At 46.5% G+C, this 22,805-nt stretch carries 21 protein-coding genes; 8 read left to right on the top strand and 13 right to left on the bottom strand.

All coding sequences use genetic code 11. The annotated features are described in order from the left end of the window. Window positions 1–53: 53 nt before the first annotated feature. The 3 genes from DT065_RS13540 to DT065_RS19175 all read right to left on the bottom strand — a co-directional run bounded on the left by DT065_RS13540 (window position 54) and on the right by DT065_RS19175 (window position 2,040). Window positions 54–653 carry a DUF4352 domain-containing protein gene (locus DT065_RS13540; RefSeq protein WP_114374280.1) on the bottom strand — a complete coding sequence of 200 codons (600 nt, stop codon included), beginning with the start codon at window positions 651–653 and terminating at the stop codon, window positions 54–56. A gap of 148 nt (window positions 654–801) precedes the next feature. Then, entirely contained in the window at window positions 802–1,803 is a 1,002-nt protein-coding gene (locus tag DT065_RS13535) for a helix-turn-helix transcriptional regulator (RefSeq protein WP_160112559.1), read from the bottom strand. 90 nt (window positions 1,804–1,893) lie between these two features. Further along, window positions 1,894–2,040 carry a hypothetical protein gene (locus DT065_RS19175; protein WP_193550768.1) on the bottom strand — a complete coding sequence of 49 codons (147 nt, stop codon included), beginning with the start codon at window positions 2,038–2,040 and terminating at the stop codon, window positions 1,894–1,896. Window positions 2,041–2,275: 235 nt separating this feature from the next. Between DT065_RS19175 and DT065_RS13530 the strand changes: the two genes are divergently transcribed. Next, window positions 2,276–2,500, top strand: a complete 225-nt coding sequence (locus DT065_RS13530) for a hypothetical protein (RefSeq protein WP_160112558.1) — start codon at window positions 2,276–2,278, stop codon at window positions 2,498–2,500. A 28-nt stretch (window positions 2,501–2,528) separates the two neighbouring features. Beyond that, window positions 2,529–2,738 (top strand): hypothetical protein, encoded by a 210-nt coding sequence (locus tag DT065_RS13525; protein ID WP_114374273.1) that lies wholly within the window; start codon window positions 2,529–2,531, stop codon window positions 2,736–2,738. Between the two features lie 222 nt (window positions 2,739–2,960). Here the strand turns inward: DT065_RS13525 and nadA are convergent, their stop codons facing one another. Next, entirely contained in the window at window positions 2,961–4,061 is a 1,101-nt protein-coding gene (gene nadA, locus DT065_RS13520) for a quinolinate synthase NadA (RefSeq protein ID WP_114374271.1), read from the bottom strand. Further along, on the bottom strand, window positions 4,048–4,902 hold the full coding sequence (gene nadC / locus DT065_RS13515) for a carboxylating nicotinate-nucleotide diphosphorylase (RefSeq protein ID WP_114376313.1): 855 nt from the start codon (window positions 4,900–4,902) through the stop codon (window positions 4,048–4,050). The genes nadA and nadC overlap by 14 nt, the downstream gene beginning before the upstream one ends. A 145-nt stretch (window positions 4,903–5,047) precedes the next feature. On the opposite strand from nadC, the gene DT065_RS13510 reads away from it, so the two are divergent. The 4 genes from DT065_RS13510 (at window position 5,048) to DT065_RS13495 (ending at window position 9,566) form a co-directional block, all read left to right on the top strand. Continuing rightward, window positions 5,048–6,154, top strand: a complete 1,107-nt coding sequence (locus DT065_RS13510; protein WP_114374269.1) for a cysteine desulfurase family protein — start codon at window positions 5,048–5,050, stop codon at window positions 6,152–6,154. Next, window positions 6,141–6,680, top strand: coding sequence for a transcription repressor NadR (locus DT065_RS13505; RefSeq protein WP_114374267.1), 540 nt, complete (start codon window positions 6,141–6,143; stop codon window positions 6,678–6,680). Before DT065_RS13510 ends, DT065_RS13505 begins: the two co-directional genes overlap by 14 nt. Window positions 6,681–6,694: 14 nt before the next feature. After that, the gene (locus DT065_RS13500; protein ID WP_114374265.1) at window positions 6,695–8,203 is read left to right on the top strand and encodes an NAD(P)H-hydrate dehydratase; all 1,509 of its coding nucleotides are present in this window, start codon (window positions 6,695–6,697) and stop codon (window positions 8,201–8,203) included. A 271-nt stretch (window positions 8,204–8,474) separates the two neighbouring features. Next, window positions 8,475–9,566, top strand: a complete 1,092-nt coding sequence (locus tag DT065_RS13495; RefSeq protein ID WP_114374264.1) for an ABC transporter ATP-binding protein — start codon at window positions 8,475–8,477, stop codon at window positions 9,564–9,566. A gap of 198 nt (window positions 9,567–9,764) precedes the next feature. Here the strand turns inward: DT065_RS13495 and DT065_RS13490 are convergent, their stop codons facing one another. Together DT065_RS13490 and DT065_RS13485 are read right to left on the bottom strand one after the other, a co-directional pair. After that, a complete protein-coding gene (locus DT065_RS13490) occupies window positions 9,765–11,114 on the bottom strand; it encodes an aspartate aminotransferase family protein (protein WP_114374263.1) in 1,350 nt (449 codons plus the stop codon). A gap of 130 nt (window positions 11,115–11,244) precedes the next feature. Next, a complete protein-coding gene (locus tag DT065_RS13485) occupies window positions 11,245–13,191 on the bottom strand; it encodes an aconitate hydratase (RefSeq protein ID WP_114374261.1) in 1,947 nt (648 codons plus the stop codon). 220 nt (window positions 13,192–13,411) lie between these two features. Between DT065_RS13485 and DT065_RS13480 the strand changes: the two genes are divergently transcribed. Continuing rightward, complete coding sequence (locus DT065_RS13480; protein ID WP_114374259.1) at window positions 13,412–13,885, top strand: PIN domain-containing protein; 474 nt, start codon at window positions 13,412–13,414, stop codon at window positions 13,883–13,885. 161 nt (window positions 13,886–14,046) lie between these two features. Here DT065_RS13480 and DT065_RS13475 read toward each other — a convergent pair whose 3' ends face one another. The 4 genes from DT065_RS13475 to DT065_RS13460 form a co-directional block, all read right to left on the bottom strand. Then, a complete protein-coding gene (locus tag DT065_RS13475) occupies window positions 14,047–15,042 on the bottom strand; it encodes an ABC transporter substrate-binding protein (protein WP_114374257.1) in 996 nt (331 codons plus the stop codon). 18 nt (window positions 15,043–15,060) lie between these two features. Beyond that, window positions 15,061–15,840: an ABC transporter permease gene (locus DT065_RS13470; RefSeq protein ID WP_114374255.1), complete on the bottom strand. Its 780-nt coding sequence runs from the start codon at window positions 15,838–15,840 to the stop codon at window positions 15,061–15,063. Next, complete coding sequence (locus tag DT065_RS13465) at window positions 15,773–16,615, bottom strand: ABC transporter ATP-binding protein (RefSeq protein WP_114374253.1); 843 nt, start codon at window positions 16,613–16,615, stop codon at window positions 15,773–15,775. The genes DT065_RS13470 and DT065_RS13465 overlap by 68 nt, the downstream gene beginning before the upstream one ends. 146 nt (window positions 16,616–16,761) lie before the next feature. Continuing rightward, window positions 16,762–16,953, bottom strand: coding sequence for a hypothetical protein (locus tag DT065_RS13460; protein ID WP_114374252.1), 192 nt, complete (start codon window positions 16,951–16,953; stop codon window positions 16,762–16,764). 581 nt (window positions 16,954–17,534) lie between these two features. On the opposite strand from DT065_RS13460, the gene DT065_RS13455 reads away from it, so the two are divergent. Next, the gene (locus tag DT065_RS13455; RefSeq protein WP_227002816.1) at window positions 17,535–18,704 is read left to right on the top strand and encodes a M24 family metallopeptidase; all 1,170 of its coding nucleotides are present in this window, start codon (window positions 17,535–17,537) and stop codon (window positions 18,702–18,704) included. Between the two features lie 613 nt (window positions 18,705–19,317). Here DT065_RS13455 and DT065_RS13450 read toward each other — a convergent pair. Together DT065_RS13450 and DT065_RS13445 are read right to left on the bottom strand one after the other, a co-directional pair. Next, window positions 19,318–20,796, bottom strand: a complete 1,479-nt coding sequence (locus DT065_RS13450; RefSeq protein WP_114374250.1) for an amidase — start codon at window positions 20,794–20,796, stop codon at window positions 19,318–19,320. A 19-nt stretch (window positions 20,797–20,815) separates the two neighbouring features. Next, window positions 20,816–22,612 (bottom strand): GmrSD restriction endonuclease domain-containing protein, encoded by a 1,797-nt coding sequence (locus DT065_RS13445; protein WP_114374248.1) that lies wholly within the window; start codon window positions 22,610–22,612, stop codon window positions 20,816–20,818. Window positions 22,613–22,805 lie beyond the last annotated feature (193 nt).

Here is a 22,805-nt window from a genome sequence, read left to right as displayed (position 1 = left end):
CACATTGATGAAAAAAGGCCACTGCTTTTTTGAGCAGTGACCCTTTGTTGCTTTTATTCATTTAAATTGATGCGCACTTCATCTGCTGACCAAAAGGAAGGTTCAAAAATAAGGGTCAGCTCCGGATCATCTTCAGGGGCCTCAAAAACGACTGTCCCCGAAACAGTTCCATCCGGTGCCAAGTCTCCGGAGCTAAGAGATGTATCAGAATCAATCGTCGTGAATGCCTGATCCGTAATATTTCCGTCACTGTTTTGAATGCTGAAATGGTAGGGGTTATAGGATATCGTATCGTCCCCATCATTATCAATCGTCATTTCCACAATCACATACTCGTTTCCGGAGTCAGGATTGTCAATCTCGTCACCCGAAGAAAACTCTACACTGCCCACCGTCAACCCGTAATCGTCATGTTCTACCGTGTCCCCCACGGCAAATGTTTGCTCTTCAAGGGCTTCCTCTTCAGCCTCGTTTTCTTCTTCCTCATTTTCATCATTTTCCTCTTCCGCTTCTTTGCCGTCTGATTCGGCCTCGTTCTCTTCCGCTGAAAGATCTTCTCCATTGCCGTCTTCTTGGTCACTTTCACTCGCCCCACAGGCAGTAACTGCCACTAACGTCATACTGAGTCCAAGTGTTACCATCCATTTTTTCATAATTCATTTCCCCCTATAAATGATTTCGTTGATCTGTTTCCTATTATAAGAAGAGAGGTGACAACTACTGTCAGGGGGGCGAAAAAAATTTATTTATTTTATGCTGTAAAATATATGAACTCCCAGCAAGGATTTCGGGAGCTTCTTATCACGGTTTGTACCGCTCGCTTTGCCGTTTGTGAAAGTTGTGTAATTCTTCGCGTATGTATTGAGGTTCCAGCAATTCAGCATCAAGACCGAACCCGCGCACCCAACGAACAAATTCTTTGCTGCTTTGTAACGTCGTGGTTAGCAGTAATGACCCGTCGTTTTCGGTTCTCAATTCGGTATCTGCGTAAAAGTTAAATTCCTTTACGTAGCGCGCAATGTCTTCATGAAAACGTACGACGAACGTCGTCTCTTCTTCATCGTCGGCGAAAATCGACCAACGGGCGGATAGATAGTCATCAATATCAAACGCTTCTGCCATCGTAAATGTTTCATCCAGCACCCGCGCGGCATGGATGCGATTCAGCCGAAAAATACGATAGTCTTCGCGAGTGGCACAATAACCGACGACATAGAGATGACCGCTGCGCGGAATAATGTAATAAGGGTGAATATTGCGGACCGAAACTTGATCACGGTAGATGGCGTAATATTCGATTTCGAGCATCCGGTTTTCCGTGATTGATTGAAAAAGCGCCGGCATTACACGGTTCGTATCTTTTTCCCCAGCTTGGTCATGAAACCGAATGCGATTGCCAAGTTCCTGCCTTAATGCCGTTACATCTCCGGAATCACGGTCTTTTGTAATTTCTTTCATTTTTTCAATGCCGGAATGATACGCGCGATGGTATGGGTGGTCCCGTACCGTCATGTCCTGGGACATTTGCGGATAAACCGTAAGCGCTAGCCATTCTTCTTTCGACAGATAACGCGTTGGCGACATTGGATTTTGAAGCAAGCGATACCCATGTTGGCCTTCCGTGATGTATTGATACCCCAATTGATCAATCTCTTTCATATCCCGATAGATCGTTCGCACCGTCGTATGACAATATTCAGCAAGCTCTCTTGCCGTCACCGTCGCATTTTCCCTTAGTAAAGTAAGAATGGTGAATAGCCGCTCTGTCTTTGCAACATCCCTGCTATGAAAAGGTTCCTCCATCATTTCCCCTCCCCATGACTGTTTTCAATAAAAAAACACAATGATTTACACACGAACATGTAATTCATTGCGCAGATGTTTAGCGTTTAACTATTTAAAAAGCTTTCCCAGGCCTTTTCCAGTTGCCCGACCGGCGACACGTCTCCCGATGCGCTTTCCGACTCTCCCTTTTTTCACTGCGTTGACATCCCCGAGAATACGCGCGAATTTATACAGAAAACTCCGGAAGCTATTCATGGGTGATTCCCCTTTCATTTTATCCTATTTAAACTGTACCACAATCATGCACTTATGCCTAGGAAAATAGTAGCGGGAAATCATATCCTCCACGTATCCGAACCTTAGAAATAAGATGCCTGACCCACGATCGAACTAGCTAAAATAAATGGCCCCCTCAGTTGGGGTACCAAAACCTAAATGTTTGTTTGATATCACCCGCCCTATGCAAAACAATCGACGAGCCAAGGGGGAGGTGGACAATTTAACCCATATGCACGAGTACGGAAGTCGAAACAAACAAGGCATCGGCATGGAACGAGGACGAAAAGCAACAAATATGTCGAAGAAAGGGCGACATTGCATGAAATTGGGGCAAAGGCGCAAAGGCATACTTGAAAGTCGAAGCATCCTAGGCTTCGGCATGAGAAAGGAAGCACAGCAACTATGCCGAATCAAGGAAAGCATTGGCATGACATAGGAGTGTTGGAGTGCTGGGAGGCCGAAGCATGCATCCGATTCATATACACCGAAACACTGCTCATGGCTCAATCAAATTGACATTTGGTTTAGCATATCTATCCCGTGATCGAATCAATCCAAGAGCCAGCTTCCATGCCGTAGAAGACTTGGCTTATCGATGGACGCACTATGTCGATGATTATCATCGATTGCTGGCGAAGCCGTTTCGTTGGACGTATAATGGTCGTCTTTTATAGGTGTGGCCATTTGTTTCAACCATTTTGTACTAGTTCCTTATTCAGACTATCTTGCTATCTATTCGAAATGTCATCCGGTTGATTCGGAATAACTATCCGATTTATTCAGGATATACCTCCCGGTCATTCGGAAGATCCCCCTACTAATTCGGAAATTAACACCATGACCCATGATTCGAAAAATCCCCCGACATTTCCCGGGAAATATCGAGGGGGTTCACCTTATATTTCGAATGTGTGAAGCATACGATCAAGGGCTGTTCGTGCTTCCGTGGCCGTCTCTTCATCGACGCTGATCTGATTGACGACCCTGCCTTCCACGAGTTCTTCCAAGCACCACGTGAAATGAGCAAGATCAATGCGATTCATGGTGAGGCATGGGCACATATTCGGGTTTAAAGACACAATGGTTTTATCCGTATGGGTATCCGCAAGCCGTTGCACGAGATTCATTTCCGTCCCGATCGCCCAAGTGGTGCCGGATGGCGCCGCGGCAATGGTATCAATGATTTTTTTCGTTGATCCGTCCCGGTCCGCAGCCTGAACGACTTCCCAACTACATTCCGGGTGCACCATCACTTGCAAGTCTTCATATTCCCCACGTAGTTTTTCCATATAATCGACAGTGAATTTCTCGTGCACCGAGCAATGACCTTTCCAAAGAATCACCTTAATATCATCATGGACGTCCCCTTCAAATGTTTCTCGAATCGGGTCCCAAACGATCATCTGCTCGAGTGGAATACCGAGATCATAGGCAGTGTTACGGCCGAGGTGCTGATCCGGCAAAAATAACAACCGTTCCTTCCGCCTGAGTGCTTCTTCGATCATTCCCGAAGCGTTTGATGACGTAACCGTCGCTCCACCATGTCGCCCGCAGAAGGCTTTGATCGCCGCAGTGCTGTTTACGTACGTGAGCGGCAAGATCGTATCGCCAAACTGGTCGGTGAGCGCTTCCCATGCACGTTCAGTCTGATGGATGTCTGCCATGTCGGCCATGGAACAACCGGCGCGCATATCGGGCAATATTACTTTTTGGCTATCTGTCGTTAAAATATCTGCCGTTTCAGCCATAAAATGCACACCGCAAAAGACGATGTAATCGGCAGCGGTTGCTGCTGAACGTTGCGCCAATTGTAATGAATCCCCGCTGGCATCAGCGAAGGCGATGATTTCATCACGCTGATAGTGATGGCCCGGGATAAATAAGCGCTCACCAAGTTTTTGCCGTGCTTCCCAAGCACGTGCCTGCAACGTTTGTTCATCTATTTTTTGGTATTTTTCAGGCATTGCCTCTTTTTTTATGGCATCAAGTAAAGACATGACGTGCTTCCTCCTTCGTATGATTCATACTGATATCCAAGGCTTGAACGGAATGGGTGACATAACCGAGCGAGATGAAGTCTACGCCGCACCCGTTATAATCGGGGAGAGTATCAGGAGTAATGCCCCCGGAAGCCTCGGTCATGATCGTTTTCGGAACGTGGCGCTGCCAGTTGCGAATGGTGGCGGGATCAGCATTGTCAAACATAATCACATCGGCTTGAGCAGAAACAGCATCTAAGACCTCCTGTTCGTTTCGGGTTTCTATTTCGATTTTCACAAGTGGGCCGACGGTTGCTCTTGCTTTTTGTACCGCTACATGTATGGAACCCCGACAAGCGTCAATATGGTTGTCTTTAATCATCACCGCGTCGTAAAGACCATACCGATGATTGGCACCACCCCCGCAACGAACGGCGTATTTTTCGAACATTCGCAGCCCCGGTGTTGTTTTACGGGTGTCACAAATCCAAATCTCGGGATCATTCAGGTCATTTACCGCCTGTGCTGTCGCCGTAGCAACCCCACTCATCCGCTGAATAAGATTGAGAAGTACGCGTTCGCCACTGAGAACAGACGCTGCCGGCCCTTTAATTCGCGCGAGAAGATTCCCTTCATTAAGCCTATCCCCGTCAGATTTATGGATGGTTACATCAATCTTTTCATCCAATAATGAATACCCAATCGACAATAGATCTATGCCCGCGAGGGTTCCGGATTGTTTGGCGGTCACGTCAACCGTAGTCGTTTCGTCCTGCAACCAACCCGTGGAGACATCACGCTCGCCGATGTCTTCGATAAAAAATGATTGTACCTTTTCTTTCACTTTCAGTGGATTCATCTTCACATTCATCTCGCTCCCTGTGTATATGTTTGCTCAATACTTCACATCATTCAGCGAAGTGTCTTTACACTTATCTTTACATAAAACATAAGGCGTGACAAGATAGAAATATAGATTCTTTAAAAGAGAGGATAAAAAAATCATGATATACTTGGATTATGCGGCTACAACGCCGATGGGGCCGGAAGCGCTTCACGTTTACCGGGACGTTTCCGGCAATTATTATGGAAACGCCAACAGCCTTCACACTCGAGGAACGGACGCTGCCGATGTCTTGCATGCAGCGCTTTCCACGTTGAGCAAATCAATGGGTGACGCGAGTGTCACCATCACCCGCAGCGGATCGGAGGCGAACGAACACGCCATCCATCGATTCTTAAGCGCCAACCAATTTCAAGGGCATATCCTTACATGCCGTACGGAGCACCCTTCGATTCGAGATTATTTGCGCAGCCTCGACGAGCAATATCCGACACTTCATGTGGAAAACGTTCCCGTCGATCCATACGGAAACATTCACCCGAGGGACGTAGAAACGCGAATAAAACCGGACACCATTCTCGCGACATTTGCCCACGTTCAGCACGAGATCGGTACCATCCGCGATATTCGTGCCATCGGCACGGTGCTCGCCCGCGCCGATGTTCCTTTCCATAGTGACTGTGTGCAGTCTTACGGGAAAATTCATATTCCCATGCAAGAAGCCGGGTTATCGGCGATCAGCACGGCCGCTCATAAAATTCATGGCCCGAAAGGGCTTGGGGCTGTCTTTTTTTCCAAAATGGTTGAACCAAACAACGGCCTTCCTTCGGGCACCGCGGATGTGGCTGCAATCGCGGCGTTTGCCGAAGCTGCGAATGTGCAGATGGGGCAGGAAGCGAGGACACATATAGATGCGTTACGTGCTAAAATGGCAGAACAGTTGCCGGTCGATTTCCAGGTGCTCGGGGAAATCGCGCCGGAAAAGCAATCGCCTTACATTCTCGGACTTCTTTTGCCGGAAATGGAAGGGCAGGAGGCGATGCTCGCGTGTGACCGAGAGGGAATAGCGATCGCGACCGGAAGTGCCTGTCGAAGCGGGGATGACCAACCTTCGGAAACGTTGCTTGCCCTCGGCCATAGCCCTGACACGGCGCGCACATTCGTCCGTCTTTCCTTCGGCCATGAGACAAGCTTTGCGGAAATCGAAGAGGCGGCGATGCAATTGACGAACATTCGATCAAGGAGGGCGAAAGATGCCCAACGATAAAAAAATAAGCGGCGATGAACGCCGCAAGCGAATCGCCGATGCGTTAAAAGAAGAAACCGAGCCGCTAAAAGGCGGGGCGTTGGCAGAAAAGCACGGGGTGAGCCGGCAAGTCATCGTCCAAGACATCTCGCTGTTAAAAGCGGCGAATCATCCGATTATCGCCACCCCGCAAGGTTACCTTTATAATCGACCTCAAACCGACACAGAAAAAGAGACGAGCATCATCGCTTGTCGACATACGAAAGCGGAAATGGCGGAGGAATTAAATATTCTCGTCGACCACGGCGTGCTCGTCAAAAACGTAAGCGTGGAGCACGCTGCTTACGGGGAACTTTCCGGGCAATTAATGATTAAGAGCCGCAAAGATGTGGAACGGTTTCAACAGTTGATGGATGAACAAAAAGCGTCGTTACTTGCTGATCTCACCGACGGAGTGCACCTTCATATGGTGGAAGCCGACGATGAGCAAGCAATCGAAGAGGCAAAACAGGCGTTAAAAACAAAAGGATTTCTCGTTGAACAATAAGGAGGCTTAATTTCTTGCGAATCGTAACCGGAGAAGAAATGGGGAACGTGGACCGCTATGCGATCGAACAGATTGGCATGCCGGGAGCGATGTTAATGGAAAACGCCGGACGGGCGGTCAGCGAGCGATTGCTTGCCCATTACGATGCCGATGAACGTTTTCTCGTATTGATCGGAACCGGCAACAATGGAGGCGACGGTTTCGTCATCGCCCGTACACTTAAAAGTTTGGACCGGTCCGTTGACGTTTGCCTGATTCCTCCCGAAGAAAAATTGAAAGGCGACGCAAAATGGCATAAAGAATTGTACGAGCAGGCCGGGTACACATGGGCAACGTTTGATCCGGTTTATTTTCAAAAAGCGGATGTTGTCGTTGACGCTTTGCTCGGGACCGGGATTTCCGGAGCTATCAGGGAGCCGTACCGCGGGATTATTCAGGCAGTCAACGAAGCTGGGGCGGCCGTCGTGGCTGTCGATTTGCCGAGCGGGGTGCCCGGCGATGACCGCCCGGTGCCTGAGGGCGCGCTTGTGGCCGACCGCACCATTACCTTGCAGCAACCGAAGCTGAGTCACTACACGTATCCGGGGCGAGGGTTTTACGGATTAACGGAGGTCGCGCCCATAGGGATCCCTCCGCTTGCCATCGCAAACACCGTCCAAACGAAGCGTTATGTCTGGAAAGCGGCGGATGTCGTTAACCATTGGCCGTTGCGATCGGCCGATTCCCATAAAGGCAGCCACGGGAAAGTCGGGATTATCGCGGGGAGCGAAACGATGCCGGGGGCAGCCGCATTAACCGCGGGGGCAACGGTGAATGCCGGCGCAGGCTTAACAATCGTCAACACCCCTCGAGCGGTGATCCCCACGGTCGCCGCTCATGTTGCGGAAGCCACTTATTTTGCCCGCGATGATAAAATTGAATCCTTTTATGAAAATAAAGACGGGATCGCGATCGGACCCGGCATTGGCTTCGACGCCAAGGGGCGGGAAACACTGGCGGCCCTTGTCGACCATTTTGAAGGCCCGCTCATCGTCGACGCCGATGGCTTGCACGTGTTGGCCGATATGCTTGAAAATGTACAGGAGCGTGAACATCCGCTCATTATCACGCCACACCCGGGAGAGATGGCGATGTTGATTGATGAGACGCCGGGTGAGGTGAATCGTCGTCGCTTCGAGGTCGCGGAAACGTTTGCACGCGAGCACGGGGTGTATGTCGTGCTCAAAGGGCCTTGCACGATTGTTGCAGCCCCGAGCGGGGAAACGTGGATCAACGATACCGGCAACGCCGGCCTGGCGAAAGGCGGGTCGGGTGACGTACTCACCGGCATGATCCTCGCGTTTGTCGCCCGTTATGAGGGGATGCAACCGGCAATTTCCACCGCTGTTTATTTGCACGGATATAGCGCGGATCAGCTGTACGAGCAAGGGATGCCGCTGGAGACGATGACAGCCTCGGAGATTGTCAAAGTGATGCCGGATACTTTTAGGGCGGTGGGTGAGTGGTATCGGTCGGAATGTTAGGAGGGCTCATGGCGACCGTATGACCGGCAATTTCCTGATGACGGTCGCCATAAAGCGGTCATGGCGACCGTAATCGACTCGTACTCCCGAGTTAGGGCTCCATGAAACAGCCATGGTGACCGTATTTGACTCAGGACCCCGGGTTAGGGATCCATGAACCAGTTATGACGACCGTAAAATCTCCCCACAACCGGCTTCGGGCACCATAACTATGAATCATTTGTTCTCCATCGCTATCAACCTGCAAAAAACCTCCGGGAGGGTCCAGAGCATGGCAGAAATCACATTCGATCATATATACAAACGCTTCCACGAAGATATAACCGCGGTTTCCGACTTTCATATGGCGATTGCCGATGAAGAATTCGTCGTTTTAGTCGGGCCGTCGGGGTGTGGAAAATCAACGATGCTTCGCATGGTCGCGGGACTAGAAAAAATTACGGAAGGCTCCCTGTTCATTGATAAAAAATACGTCAATAACGTCGTGCCCAAAGACCGTGACACAGCTATGGTTTTTCAAAACTATGCTTTGTATCCACACATGAATGTTTTTGATCATATGGCTTTTGGCTTGAAATTACAGAATTTCTCAAAAAGAGAAATCAAAGCGCGCGTGTATAATGCCAGTCGCACCCTTGGTCTGGAAGACTATTTAGAGCGAAAACCCAACGCCCTTTCCGGTGGACAACAACAACGGGTAGCATTGGGTCGCGCGATGGTGAGTAACCCTAGAGTGTTTTTAATGGATGAACCGTTATCGAATTTGGATGCGCAATTAAGAGTACAAATGCGCACGGAAATCACTAAACTCCACCAGCAATTGAAAACGACAACGATCTACGTCACCCATGACCAAACGGAAGCCATGACGATGGCCTCGCGTATCGTCGTTATGAAAGATGGTTGCATCCAACAAATCGGCACACCCAGAGAAGTGTATCTTTATCCGGAGAACACTTTTGTCGCTGGCTTTATTGGTTCTCCTTCCATGACTTTTTTAGAAGGAAAAATACAAGACCGCCATTTCTGCTGTGCTGATCAGATTTCTTTTAAACTTCCCGAAGAACGAATCGATGACTTGAAAAAATATGAAGGGCAAGCAATCATCTTGGGCATACGCCCGGAGGATTTACACTATGACCTGGACGCATGGCCAGATTCCAAAGCAGCTGTTACGATTGACGTTGCAGAACTCACCGGTTCAGAGGCTATCCTCTACACAACAATCGGCAACCAAGAAATCACCGCCACCGTAAATCCGCGAAGCAATATTACCCAAGGCGACAAAATCGAACTTGGATTTGACATGAGCAAAGCACATTTTTTTCATCCAAAAAGCGGAAAGCGAATCCCTATTGAGTAGATCTTAAAAGCGTTGAATATATGCCCTTTACCGTAGTATACTTACAATAGAAAAGCCAAAAACTTAAAAAGACCGAGAGCGGGGTAACACCAACGGTCTCCCAACAGAACATTGACCCTCCAACTGCTTTGTTCACCTTTTTTCAGAAGAAATAATCACCCTTAAGTAATTGCGTCCAGAGGTGGTTACTTCTTTAATTCACTCTTGAAAAACCTCTTTCAATGTCCGCACAATCATTGTCGCATCATCGTCGGTCATGCTTAGAGGAGGTGCCATTGTTAATGTATTGCTATAACCAGCGACAGTATCTCCGTTTTTGCTAATAATCAGCCCCTTCGATTTGCACTGAGCAACCTTTTCCCCCACCATCTCCGAAGAAGCCGGTTCCTTCGTTTTTTTATCCTTCACGAGCTCAATGCCGAAAAGTAAGCCCTTTTGGCGAATATTACCGACATTAGGGTGATCCTCCAAAGGCTGAATCTCTTCTCTCAACTTCGCGCCGAGTTTTTTCGAACGATCGATTAATTGTTCAGCTTCCATGATCTCGAGATTTTTAATCGCGAGATTACAAGCGGCCGGGTGTCCCCCAAAAGTATTCACATGGCGAAAGTGATCGCTTTCCTCTTCACTTTTGAAAGGTTCATATAGTTCTTGTTTCACAGCTGTGGCGGCTAACGGCAAATAACCGCTCGTAATCCCCTTCGCCATCGTGACAATATCCGGTTCAACGCCATAATGTTGATAGCCGAAATTTTCTCCTGTGCGCCCAAAACCGCAGATAACTTCATCATTAATGAAAAGGATGCCGTATTTTTTACAAATTTCTTCAACCTTTTTCACATAAGATGGATGAGGGATAAGCACACCACCGCCGGTGATCATCGGTTCCATGATCACCCCCGCCACAGTCTCGGGTCTCTCCCATAAGATCGTATCTTCCATCATGTGGGCACACTCCAAGCTCCATTCCTCATAGGTCTGTCCGGAAGGAACACGATATTCATCCGGCGCGTGTACGTGAATAAATCCGGGTGCAAGCGGCTCATAGCGATACTTTCGCTGCGCCTGGCCCGTGGCGGCAAGTGATCCAAATGTATTCCCGTGATACGAACGATAACGCGAAATAAATTTATAACGCCCGGGTTCACCATTTTGATGATGATATTGCCGGGCAATTTTAAAGGCAGTCTCGTTCGCTTCCGAACCGCTATTGGAAAAGAAAATCCGATAATTGCCTTTAAGCCAATGGTTGAGCTTTTCAGACAGTTGAATGCCGGGAACATGACTGTTCATCAGCGGGTGAAAAGGCATTTTATAAAGTTGTTCAGTCGCTGCTTCAACCATTTCATCACGTCCGTAGCCAACGTTTACACACCAAAGGCCCGACATCCCGTCCAAATAACTGTTTCCCTCAATATCCGTGATCCAGGCGCCATTTGCACGTTCGATCACCATGGGCTTTTGCTCTTTTTGATAAGGTTTAAGATGATGCCACATATATTTTTCGTCTTTTTCATACAAACGATTTTGAAAAGTTTGATCGGACATAGTTAAAATCCTTTCTTGAAAAATATAATTGGTGACTTTTTGAACTCTACGCCGCTCCGTCCATTTGTATGCATGTTAAAGAAATGACCAACCCCTCCCCTGGGATTGGCCACCTATATTACAGTCCTTCTTAATTCGTTACTTCACCCTTCTTCACCCAGTTAATCAAGCCGCCTTCGAGCATAATTTCGATCTGGCGATCGGAGAGGGCGTGTTGGGCTTCGATTGTTTCTTTTCCGTTGACTTCGACGTTGATTTTGTTCGATTGTTGGATGGATTGCCGTAAGTTCGTCAGCTTGAGTACATCGCCATGCTTGATTTTATCGTGATCGGCATCATTAACAAACGTGAGCGGCAATACACCAAAGTTCGGGAGGTTTTGCCAATGGATACGGGCGATGTCCTTCGCGATGACGAAACGAAGTCCTAAAAACCGCGGTGCAAGCGCAGCGTGTTCACGGCTGGAACCTTGCCCGTAGTTGCTGCCTCCGATGATCGCGTGACCGCCCTGTTCTTTTAAGTCCATTGCTCGGTCATAATAGGATTCATCGACTTTTTCAAAGGTGAACTTGCTGATTTCCGGAAGATTGCTGCGATAAGGGAGCACCCGTCCGCCACCGGCAAGAATTTCGTCGGTGGAAATATTGTCGTCGACTTTAAGCCCGACCGGTATTTCTAATTCATCCGGGAGCCGATCAAAATCCGGAATCGACGCGATGTTCGGTCCTTTTTCAATCGTGACTTGCCGTGCTTGCTCAAGAGGAAGCGGCTCATCCAGCAAGTCATTGTTGATGGTCGGCTCCGGTATATCGACGGTTGGGTAATCCATATCAAGATCACGCGGATCGGTGATTTTTCCTGTTAAGGCAGCGGCTGCTGCCACTTCGGGACTGCATAAAAAGACGCTGTCTTCTCGCGTTCCCGAACGACCTGGGAAATTCCGCGGAACCGTACGCAAACTGTTTCTTCCGGTAGCAGGCGCCTGCCCCATGCCAATACAACCGTTGCAGCCGGCCTGGTGCAAGCGGCCGCCGGAATCGATTAAGTGAAATAAGTTTTCCGTTTTAATAAGATCCGATAACGTCTGTCGGGAAGAGGGATTCACATCAAGGGATACCCCCTCGGCGATTGTGCGACCTTTAACAATTTGCGCCACAATCGCGAAATCGCGATAACCCGGGTTGGCAGAGGAACCAATATACGTTTGATAGACAGGCTCGCCCGCGACTTCCCGAACCGGTACGACATTGCCAGGGCTGGATGGCTTCGCAATCAACGGCTCCAATTCGGACATGTTGATCTCTTCATCAATGTCATACGTGGCATCCGCGTCTGTTTCCAATGCAGTCCAGTCATCCCCGCGTTCTTCGGCTCTCAAAAAGTCTTTGACGTTTTCATCCGATGGAAAGACTGACGTCGTGGCCCCGAGTTCTGCTCCCATGTTGGCGATCACGTGACGATCCATCGCCGAAAGCTTTTTCACGCCGGGTCCGTAATATTCAATAATTTTTCCGCTTCCGCCTTTGACATCATGGCGACGCAACAATTCAAGGATCACATCTTTTGCGCTCACCCAATCCGGCAAATCACCGGTAAGCTTCACGCCCCATACTTGCGGCATTTTTACATAAAATGGTTTACCGGCTGCGGCCATGGCGACTTCCATCCCGCCGGCACCGATGGCGAGCATTCCGAGAGAACCGGCAGCACACGTGTGACTATCCGAACCTAAGAGCGTTTTCCCCGGCTTGCCGAGCCGTTGCATGTGCACAGGGTGGCTTACCCCGTTGCCGGCTTTGCTGAAGTGGATGCCGAATCGTTGCGTCGCGCTTTGCAAAAACAAATGGTCATCGGGATTTTTATGGTCTTCCTGAATTAAGTTGTGGTCGACGTACTGTGCCGATACTTCCGTTTTCACCTGATCGATGCCCATCGCTTCAAGCTCAAGCATCACGAGCGTACCGGTTGCATCTTGTGTTAACGTCTGATCAATTTTCAAGCCAATCTCCTCGCCTTGTTTCATGTCTCCGGAAACAAGGTGATCGCTGATCAATTTCTGTGTAACATTCATTCCCATGAAAAAACCTCCTCAGGGCTATGTCATCTCTTACTTCTGCTTTCCCTTATCTTGCTTGTTTCAATCATATTTCATGCTCTTTTTAGAAAATTGATTGTGCTAATACGAAAAAAGTATACCGAACAATGTTACGAATGAGTTTTTTATAATTGCTCGTGATATCATCCTTCAAAGCTTATAAAAATAATGGAGAACAGTTATTCATTAATGGTCGAACATTGTGTGTAACGCAAGCCCGATTATTGCCTTGTCTAAAATTAATTGTTTAACAATTCTTCCTATGCTTTTCAATAAGATTTATATCCCGGAAGCGGTTTGGTTTGAAATAACTGCTAAAAATATTGATAACAAAATGACTCCTGATTTATCAAATAATGTTTTTGAACGCTATGAGGTAAATGATCAAGCAGCTGTCAAAAAATTGTATGGCAAACTTCATTACGGAGAAATTGAAGTAATGATATCTGCAAAGGAGCTAGATGTTAAGGATGTGATCCTTGATGATTTAGCTGCTAGAAAATTAGCTGAAACACTTTTATTACAGCCAATTGGTACTGTAGGAATATTACTCTTAGCAAAAGAAGAAGGAATAATTAAAGAAGTTAAGCTCCACCTTCATCTCTTAATTGCGAATAATTTTCGTGTTTCGAAGAAATTGTATGAACAGGTTATATACTTTACAGATGAACTTTAAGTTGCAATACCTCCAGTACCAACGAAGTTGGCAGATAGAACCTGGTACTTTTACGTGATAATCTGGTACTTTTCTCACGATACTGTCACTTTCACGGCAGATTCCCCCGCTTCCTGCAAAAAAGCCCCCCGACTCTCTCAAAGCCAGGGGTCTCTCCATTCCTATTCCTCTTCCAAAGCCGCTTCTAAAAACGCTCGGTTCACTAATCCTTCAATATCGTCCGATTGCATGTATTCGGCTTCGTAACTGATGGTGGCCATTTCTTGGAGGACTTCTTCGTTGATTTCATATGTTGGGTTCAGTCGGTCGCTAGCTTCCATTGTTTCTTCGTAGTCAAGTTCATTTCCGGCTATATCTTCGATGTGATCAATGAAAATTTCAACGGCTTCTTGTTGATTTTCTTCAATAAATTCGATCGCGCGTATATGCGCGCGTAAATAATCCTCGGTTAAATCCGGATTTCCCTCCGTAAATGCATTGCGGGCGGTCACGACTGTTGTCGTTGACGCTGTTCCCCAGGCGAATTCTTCTTCATCAAGGAGGATATCAGCATCTGCTTGATTTTCCAAATACACGCCCCACGGTTCCTGGGTGGCGGCTGCATCCACGTCATCCTGTAAAAACAGTGTCGATGTGTCCGCAGGCGCTTGCGGCAACATACTAACCGTTCCATCTGAATCCTCAACGTCCAATCCAACTTCGCTTAATGTTTCCCGCAACATGATGTCTTGCGTGGAACCGATGGTGGGGATCGCGACACTCATGCCATCAAGATCTTCGACGCTCTCGATCCCCGCGCCTTCTCGCGTGGCGAGAACAGCTCCGCCGTTAACGGCTCCGGCGATGATTTCATGTTCCGGGTTGCGCTGATACGTTGTCGTTGCCGGTGAAGGGCCTACCGTTCCGATGTCAAAATCCTGTGTGGACATGGCTTCCATAAACGCACTGCCGTCCGGGAATGTCGACGTTTCTATGTTAATGTCTTCTCCGAACTCTTCTTGAAAATAACCATTTTCCAAAGCCACGACCGTTGTAATATGCGTGAAGTTAGGAAAATAGCCAATACGAACTTCATCGGCGTTTTCTTCTGAACCGCCCCCACACCCGGCGGCTCCCAATAAAAGAAAAGCACCAAAGCCGGCCATTATTTTTTTCATGTCGCTCATCCTTTCCATTTAAGTTCCGACGCCCCATTTTCTCGAGACGTTACGCTCCATTCTTAAGAAGACTTGATTGTCAATGATCGTTCCGATGATTCCGATTACGATCATAATCGAGAGCACAAGATCCATCGCTTGCAATGATCGTCCCATATCCAAAAGATAGCCTAGACCGCCGGCGGCGCCGAATAATTCACCGGCCATAATCGCTCTCCAAGCAAATGCCCAGGCGACGCGAAGGCCGGAAATAATGTGCGGCACCGACGCCGGTAAAATGACCGTTCGCGCCAAGTGAGTACCGGAAGACCCGAGCGTGCGCGCTGCATTCAAATAAATACTGGGTACATTTTTAAATCCGGTACTGGCATTCACCGTCATTGTCCATGTCGCACCAATCGCGACGATAAACAGGATGGCCAAGTTCCCGAGCCCGAACCAGACGATCGCGAGTGGAAACCAGACGATACTCGGGATGGACTGCAAGGCAGTCACAAAAAAACCTAAAGTGTCATCCACCCATTTAAAACGGGCGATTAAAAACCCAAACGTAAGCCCTAATACAACGGCAATAGAAAATCCTATCAATAGGCGCCCGAGGGTCACGCTTGTCGCTTCAATGATTTGTCCGGTGATTAATCCATCCACAAGCGTGCCTAATACAGTGACCCCGCCCGGGTCATTCGGGATCAAGAGCGGAGGAAACATGAAGGTTGGGAATAGGTTGGTTTTAGATATGATCTCCCATATGGTCACGATCACGATCACGAACAGCACTCGTCTTAAAACGGTAATCATCCCCAAACTCCTCCTTCAACACTTTCTCCATCTCTTCTTCCAGTTCACTCATGACACGTTTTTCCAAGTTTACTAGTACGCTGTCGGACGGATCCCTCGGCCGTGCCGCCTGTACGGTAAATGTTTTTTTTATCGCCCCCGGTCTTGTGCTCATTAATAACACGCGTTCCGAAAGCGTCAATGCTTCACGAATGTTATGGGTAATAAAAAGAATCGTTTTTCCGGTCTTTTGCCAAATTTCCTGAAGCTCTTGATGCAAAATAATCCGTGTTTGTTCATCAAGTGCCGCAAACGGTTCATCCATTAAAAGCACGTCAGGATCCATAACGAGCGAACGCGCGATCGCCACCCGTTGTTTCATTCCACCTGAGAGCTCATGGGGATAAGCTTTCGTAAAGTTGCCGAGATGTACCATGCGCAACCCTTCCATTGCCTTCTCTTCCGCTTCTTTTTTGCTCATTTTTTTTAAAAGCAATCCATATGTAACGTTATCCAGCACGTTCATCCACGGAAATAAACCGCCTTGTTGAAAAACGACCACTCGATCCGTCCCGGGCCCTTTTACTTTTTTGTCATTCACATGAACCTCTCCCGACGTAGGACTGTCCAAACCGGCGATTAAGTTTAAAATCGTAGATTTCCCGCAGCCCGAAGGCCCTAACAAAGAGACAAACTCCCCGGCTTCAATCTTGAGATCTATATCATGAAGGACGTGGAGCGAATTATTTTTACCCTTGGGAAACGTTTTATTTACTTGCTCCAAATTCACCTTCATCAGAAACCCTCTCTTTACATAAAAAATAATCACAACCAATCTTATAAGGATTATATATTATATGAGAATTGAGCGTCAAGGGATACTTTTCAAGCATAAAAAAAGAGCATGCAGCATTAAAGATGCCGCCATACTCATTTGCCACGCTATTCACTTATTTTTCGATCCAAAAAAAATTTTATAAAGAAAAGAAGAACATAAACGCCAAAGATAACAATCGCGAACCAATTCATCATGGTCATGTTGTTAAAATCCATCGTGATGAGCAAAAAAACGAACAGTACAATCACAACGATATCAACCCAGGAAAACAATTTATTTTTCTGTTCCTCTGCCATACGTACCCTCCTTGCGATAGGCCTGCCATAATTATAATGTTGATCGATGGATTTGCAAACATGTTATAATCCAGATAAAACGAATGAAGGACTGATGCCCGATCGACCCCTTACTTCGAAACGGTATGCTTTTGATGTTTACCGGCTTCGTTTTACTTTTCCTTTTACTCTGGTTCCCCGACATGAATATGTTACTATGGCTGATGATTTTAGCCGCAAGCATTGTTGCGAACGTTGCCGGTGCGATTCGACTGATCAAGTTTGTGCGGGAATCCTAATCTCAAGCTCACATTATTTTTTTGCGCCATATAGGTTTATTTTTTCGGTATAAGAAGGAATTTCTCTCATATAGCTGTTTTATAAAGTGAAACTTCCATCAGAGCCCCTCTGATGGTTAGTTAAACCACTCGGGGTGTTAGCGCCCGCTTAGACGGAGATCAGATTTCAGAGGTCGGAAAAGGCTTTTGCAGGGTCTTCCGACTTCCGGCTTCCGATATCTAATTTCCGGAATCATGGGCGCTTATCACCGGGATAATGGCATAGAGGAGAGGACACTTATTACCAATAGAGGAGGCAAAAGAATTTTCCGATTTGAAATATCCGAATACAAGGAAAGGCTTTATCATACGAAAAAAAAGATGCAGGATCAAGGCATCGATGTCTTGCTCATTTCCGACCCGGCGAATATGAATTATCTCACCGGCTATGATGCTTGGACGTTTTATGTCGGTCAAATCGTCGTCGTGAGCATAGATGAAGAGGAGCCGATGTGGATCGGGAGGGATCAAGATGTGAATGGCGCGCATATAACAGCCTGGATGAATGAAAAAAACATCATTCCCTGCCCGGAGGAATATTATCATTCCGACGAAAAGCATCCGATGGATTTTTTTGCGAGGCTCGTTCATCTCACGGGCAAATCCAACCGACCCATCGGTGTGGAAATGGATATGTATTACTTCACGGCCACAACCTATGAAGCATTGAAACACGCATTGCCGAACGCAACCCTCAAGAACGCAAATGCGCTCGTCAATTGGGTTCGCCTCGTTAAATCCGATCAAGAAATCGACTATATGAAAAAGGCGGCAACATTGGCAGAAAATGCGATGACCGTAGGACTTGAAAAGATAGATGTCGGCGCGCGGGAAAATGAAGTCGTGGCCGATATCTATCATGAACTAATCGCCGGGACAGAAGCATTTGGCGGCGATTATCCGGCGGTTGCCCCGTTAATTCCATCGGGAGACGATACGAGCGCGCTTCATGTTACGTGGAGCGACCGAAAATTTCACGCCAATGATTTTGCCATTTTAAAGCTGGCGGGCTGTTTTTCCAGGTACCACGCGCCACTGTCACGCACAATCGCGACCGGAGAGACACCGGCCAAAATCAAAGACGGTGCCAAACGGTGTGTAGAAGGGTTGCACGCTGCGCTTGATACGATTCAACCGGGAGCAACCTGCGAAGAAATTGAAGCGGCTTGGCGACGGTCAGTGGAAAAACACGGCGTTTTAAAAGATACCTTCCTTGGTTATTCCGTAGGTTCCAATTACCCGCCCGATTGGGGAAGCCATACCGCGAATCTTCGACAAGGGGATCGGACAGTGCTGAAACCGAACATGACCTTTCACATGATCCCGAGACTATGGATCGGTGATTCAGGTATCGAAGTGAGCGAAACGTTTCGCGTGACGGAGAACGGATGTGAAACGTTGACGGATTTTGAGCGGAAGTTGTTTGTGAAATGAATAGCGATGGTTGAGATTCATATGTAGTAGCATAATTTCAACGAATCCTGTATAATACTGTATAGGGTGAGGGGATTTTCACCCCCTCAAGAATATTGCGGTTCTCTTAATCCGAGAACCATTTTGCAGCACGTAAGGCGAGTTTTCTGAGGACTCGCCTTACTTTCTTTCTATCCCAGATTGCTTGTACAAACAATACCAGGAATAGAAAGATGACTGCCTCAATCAATATTCTCACCCCCTTTCTATCGGGAGTGGCAGCCAAATCCCTATACAGTGTTGGCTACATTGCCATTATACTACATACCGATCCTTTGAAAAGAGAAAGTAACAATTAACACGCCCCTCAATCATCGAGGGATAATATCCCTCCCACAAAGTCGAGGCAGACAACTTTTGAAGCTATACAAAGACAATGTCCGAACTAGAGATCAGTTCGGACACTTGTTCAGATATACATAAGGAAAGTGTCCGACTACCCCTTTCCTTGAGAGTCAACAACTAAACTTGATTTTTGGGCCTCCATGGGATGAATCCGGCTAAAAATCCGACGCTGCCTTTGCACCAGCCACCTTGAGATACAGAAATTCTGATACAAACCAACTAGTGCAGCTTAATCATCGAAGTATACGCTACTTTCCCAAATCCCGGCTTCCTCCAATTGGTGGGCTAACTGCAGAATAAGGTCTTCATTCCCTTTCGACGCCATCGCCTGCACGCCGATGGGCAATCCGTTTTGGGCGATGTGAACGGGCATGGATGCTGCCGGTTGGCCGGTTAAATTCGCCAGCTGAGAAAACGGTGAATACTTAAGACTTGGCAAAAACATATCATAGAGCACCGGGAGCGGATCGTGTTTACGTTGGTCGATGGCATTAATTAATTGTCGGCACTCATCTTCCGTATGGGTGAGTTCTCCAATTTTGGGAGCTGTATATGCGGTTGCCGGTGTTAAATAAAGGTCATACGTCTCGTGGAGCTCGGCCATTTTCGCCGTGGCAGTATCCCAGGCTGCCAGGCTGTGCGTAAACGTTGCCGCGCTCACCGCTTGTCCCGCTTCACTGAGCACCCACGTCTCGATTTCAATATCATCAGGTGTAAGCGAGCGTCCGAGCGATTCTTCGATACTCACCCTAAGCGCAGACATCTCACCGCTGTTCATGAGGTAATACTGTTCCATTAACGCCACACCGTCAACCCCGTTATCAACTTCTTCGATTTCATGCCCTTCTTTTTCCAGATACGTTAATACTTTTTGGAGCGCTTCTTTCGCATCTTCTGAAACCTCGGTCCCTACCGGAGAACGGTTTGAAAAAGCAATCCGCAGCGGCTTCGAAAAAGGTTTGTACATATCCTCGGTATAAATACCTTCATATAAAGGCCAGTGAAAAGCGGCTTCCGGTTGCAGGACTTGCAGGCTATCAAGGAGCGCAGCACTGTCACGAACAGTCCTCGAAAGCACGAAATCAATGGCCGCGCCTTGCCATTGCCGTCCCGCTCCCGGCCCGACAGGCATGCGCCCTCTCGTCGGCTTCAATCCGAATACCCCGGTAAATGAAGCAGGAATTCGAATCGATCCACCACCATCGCTCGCACCTGCCACCGGTACAATTCCGGAAGCCACGGCAACCGCTGATCCGCCACTTGAACCGCCCGGGGAATGGTTAACGTTCCAAGGATTACGCGTAGGGCCATACAATTGCGGCTCCGTAATATTTTTCAACCCAAACTCCGGCGTATTCGTATAACCTGTGAAAACAAACCCTTGCTCGCGCAACCTTTGTACCAAATAGCTATCCTGCTTAGCAATGTTGTCTTTCATAAGCTTGGCTCCGGCTGTCATGGGCTCCCCTGTGATTGTTTGGGAGATATTTTTTAAAAGAATGGGGACACCAGAAAAAGAACCCCGCGGATACTGCTGCTCTTTCGCACGCTCACTTCGGTCGTAAATGACTGCATTCAACGCCGGATTCACTTTCTCTTTACGGTGTATGCTAGCATCGACAAGTTCAGTCTGGATGACATCACCTTTTTTGATCATTTTCGCCATATCCGTAGCATCCAACGATAAGTAATCACTTTGATTGAGCATAGGGCACCTCTTTTATTTTTTATAAACTCTTATAAAACCTCCGTATTTTTTCCATCATCATTCGTCTTCTCTCTATTAAAAACTCATCATAGTTACTGGCAGTCATAGAAAATATGGATGCAGGAACGCAATTCATTTTCATATTATCTTTTAGCAGTTTTTCATTATCAATTTCACCTATCGCAAACTCATTATTAGTAATTTGTTGTTTTAAGACTTCCATGTACTTTTCCGGTGCCTGAGCACTAATAGCTAAATTAACTGCCTGTTCTGTGTAAACATAATTTGCGATTTGGTTATAATGCCGATGATGATTATACCTGTTATTCTGCAAATACTTTTTTGGAAACACATGATGGACATCGCCACGTTCTTCAATTAATTGTTGAACTCGTATCGATTTTGATAAAAATGCATAGTCATTATCGTAAATCTGTGCCATAAGATAAAGGTTGAAATACGGACTGCTTGCAACAGATGTCTCCAGGCTGTCCATAAAAGTGTTTTCCCAATAGGCGTCTGACAATTCACCATTCTCGATTGAAGTGATATAATCAATCGGGTTGTTAGCATTGGCGAATCTTTTGATATCGTAATCAAACATTGATTCAGGTGAACTTGAGTACCGCTCAATCAATATTGAAATTACGAGCCATTTACGTACAGCATGATTGATATCAGACGAATTAAACCCACGTTCCCTTAAAAGCAAAAATAACGCATATGCAAAGTTAAGGCTGTTTTTAGATCTGATTAATTTGGCATCTATGATTCCAGCAGATTTTAAAATGATAATAAATCGTTTAAAGTTTGTCTCATCCACAAATTTTAAAACCCCATCATCCATTTCCTCGAAAGAATCTTCAATGATTTCCTCTTTGTATTCTCTTGTTTCAAAATCACGGCCGGATAATAAACTAACTAGGTTTGACAGTCTCCCCCGCAAAAATTTAAATGTGAATACAACACGCAGTACATCAGAATAACTGGGTTCGTAAATATTTGTATTATAATCTTTGACCCACTTAATTTTATTAAAATGGTCGGAAGTAGTGAATTCGCTATCATTATTTTTTATATTGTCGAAAACAGCCGGACTCTTGATTATATGCGAAAAATAATCGATGGTTTTTCGAATTATTGGTCCGTCGTACACATCATTAACAGAGATTTTTGACATTGCAAAATCAGCTTGGCTTAAATTCACACCACTTGAGTTTATTCTAATGAATATTTCTGTAACGGTTTCGATATCTAGCGTATGATTTAACTCAATAATTCCAAGTGTGCTATGTTTAATATTCAATAACCGTTGAAGTATTCCATTGAGTTTATCATGACTCATTTCAGGATTTTCCTGACAATATGTATTGATGAAGTTAAATTGGCTAAATTCGTTATTGAATACTTCCGCGATATCAGGGATCCATGTCTTGTCTTTCAATATTGCAGAGTTTTGCACCTCAAATCTTTCTTCAAAAGGATGAAATGCTATTTTAATACGCCTTTTTTGATACTTATAATTGAGTACTTCCTTGCCGGAAATAGCTGCCATAAGTGCTGCGACACGTTGTTGGCCATCAATTAGAATTCTTTTTCCCTGCGATACCGTACCATCCTTCAATCTGGCATCAGGATTTTGCCATGTGATGATATAACCAATAGGATAATCTTTATATAGAGAATCCAATAACTCACGAACCTTCGATGGTTTCCATACAAACGGTCTTTGGATTTCGGGTATCGCAACAATATCTTCTTCAATCCATCCGAGTAAAGCATTGACTGTGCTATTATTTACATTGTAATTGGACATAATATGCTCCTTTTTTCTTATTACGGCCATAATATCAAAAATCATAGATGTTCATAAGGACTTTCTGGGTCTTATCAATTGATCAAATAGTCATCTGATCAAAACTTACGAAAGCTTTTTGCTTACTTAAACAAACGTAAAAAGTGAAAAACTTTATTTCCAATAACACTCTATAATCCTTGATCAGACAAGT

The organism is Salicibibacter kimchii (assembly GCF_003336365.1).
Classification (GTDB): domain Bacteria; phylum Bacillota; class Bacilli; order Bacillales; family Marinococcaceae; genus Salicibibacter; species Salicibibacter kimchii.
Note: the sequence above shows the minus strand (reverse complement) of the source record. Positions and strands in the feature narration are given on the sequence as shown.

What these genes read in the sequence shown, in the direction of transcription:
- DT065_RS13495 (WP_114374264.1), top strand. Translation starts at nt 8,475, where the DNA reads ATGGCAGAAATCACATTCGATCATATATACAAACGCTTCCACGAAGAT.
- DT065_RS13445 (WP_114374248.1), bottom strand. Translation starts at nt 22,612, where the DNA reads ATGTCCAATTACAATGTAAATAATAGCACAGTCAATGCTTTACTCGGA.
- DT065_RS13510 (WP_114374269.1), top strand. Translation starts at nt 5,048, where the DNA reads ATGATATACTTGGATTATGCGGCTACAACGCCGATGGGGCCGGAAGCG.
- DT065_RS13470 (WP_114374255.1), bottom strand. Translation starts at nt 15,840, where the DNA reads ATGATTACCGTTTTAAGACGAGTGCTGTTCGTGATCGTGATCGTGACC.
- DT065_RS13460 (WP_114374252.1), bottom strand. Translation starts at nt 16,953, where the DNA reads ATGGCAGAGGAACAGAAAAATAAATTGTTTTCCTGGGTTGATATCGTT.
- DT065_RS13485 (WP_114374261.1), bottom strand. Translation starts at nt 13,191, where the DNA reads ATGGGAATGAATGTTACACAGAAATTGATCAGCGATCACCTTGTTTCC.
- DT065_RS19175 (WP_193550768.1), bottom strand. Translation starts at nt 2,040, where the DNA reads ATGAATAGCTTCCGGAGTTTTCTGTATAAATTCGCGCGTATTCTCGGG.
- DT065_RS13475 (WP_114374257.1), bottom strand. Translation starts at nt 15,042, where the DNA reads ATGAAAAAAATAATGGCCGGCTTTGGTGCTTTTCTTTTATTGGGAGCC.
- DT065_RS13465 (WP_114374253.1), bottom strand. Translation starts at nt 16,615, where the DNA reads ATGAAGGTGAATTTGGAGCAAGTAAATAAAACGTTTCCCAAGGGTAAA.
- DT065_RS13535 (WP_160112559.1), bottom strand. Translation starts at nt 1,803, where the DNA reads ATGGAGGAACCTTTTCATAGCAGGGATGTTGCAAAGACAGAGCGGCTA.
- DT065_RS13490 (WP_114374263.1), bottom strand. Translation starts at nt 11,114, where the DNA reads ATGTCCGATCAAACTTTTCAAAATCGTTTGTATGAAAAAGACGAAAAA.
- nadC (WP_114376313.1), bottom strand. Translation starts at nt 4,902, where the DNA reads ATGAATCCACTGAAAGTGAAAGAAAAGGTACAATCATTTTTTATCGAA.
- DT065_RS13505 (WP_114374267.1), top strand. Translation starts at nt 6,141, where the DNA reads ATGCCCAACGATAAAAAAATAAGCGGCGATGAACGCCGCAAGCGAATC.
- DT065_RS13450 (WP_114374250.1), bottom strand. Translation starts at nt 20,796, where the DNA reads ATGCTCAATCAAAGTGATTACTTATCGTTGGATGCTACGGATATGGCG.
- nadA (WP_114374271.1), bottom strand. Translation starts at nt 4,061, where the DNA reads ATGTCTTTACTTGATGCCATAAAAAAAGAGGCAATGCCTGAAAAATAC.
- DT065_RS13525 (WP_114374273.1), top strand. Translation starts at nt 2,529, where the DNA reads ATGCATCCGATTCATATACACCGAAACACTGCTCATGGCTCAATCAAA.
- DT065_RS13540 (WP_114374280.1), bottom strand. Translation starts at nt 653, where the DNA reads ATGAAAAAATGGATGGTAACACTTGGACTCAGTATGACGTTAGTGGCA.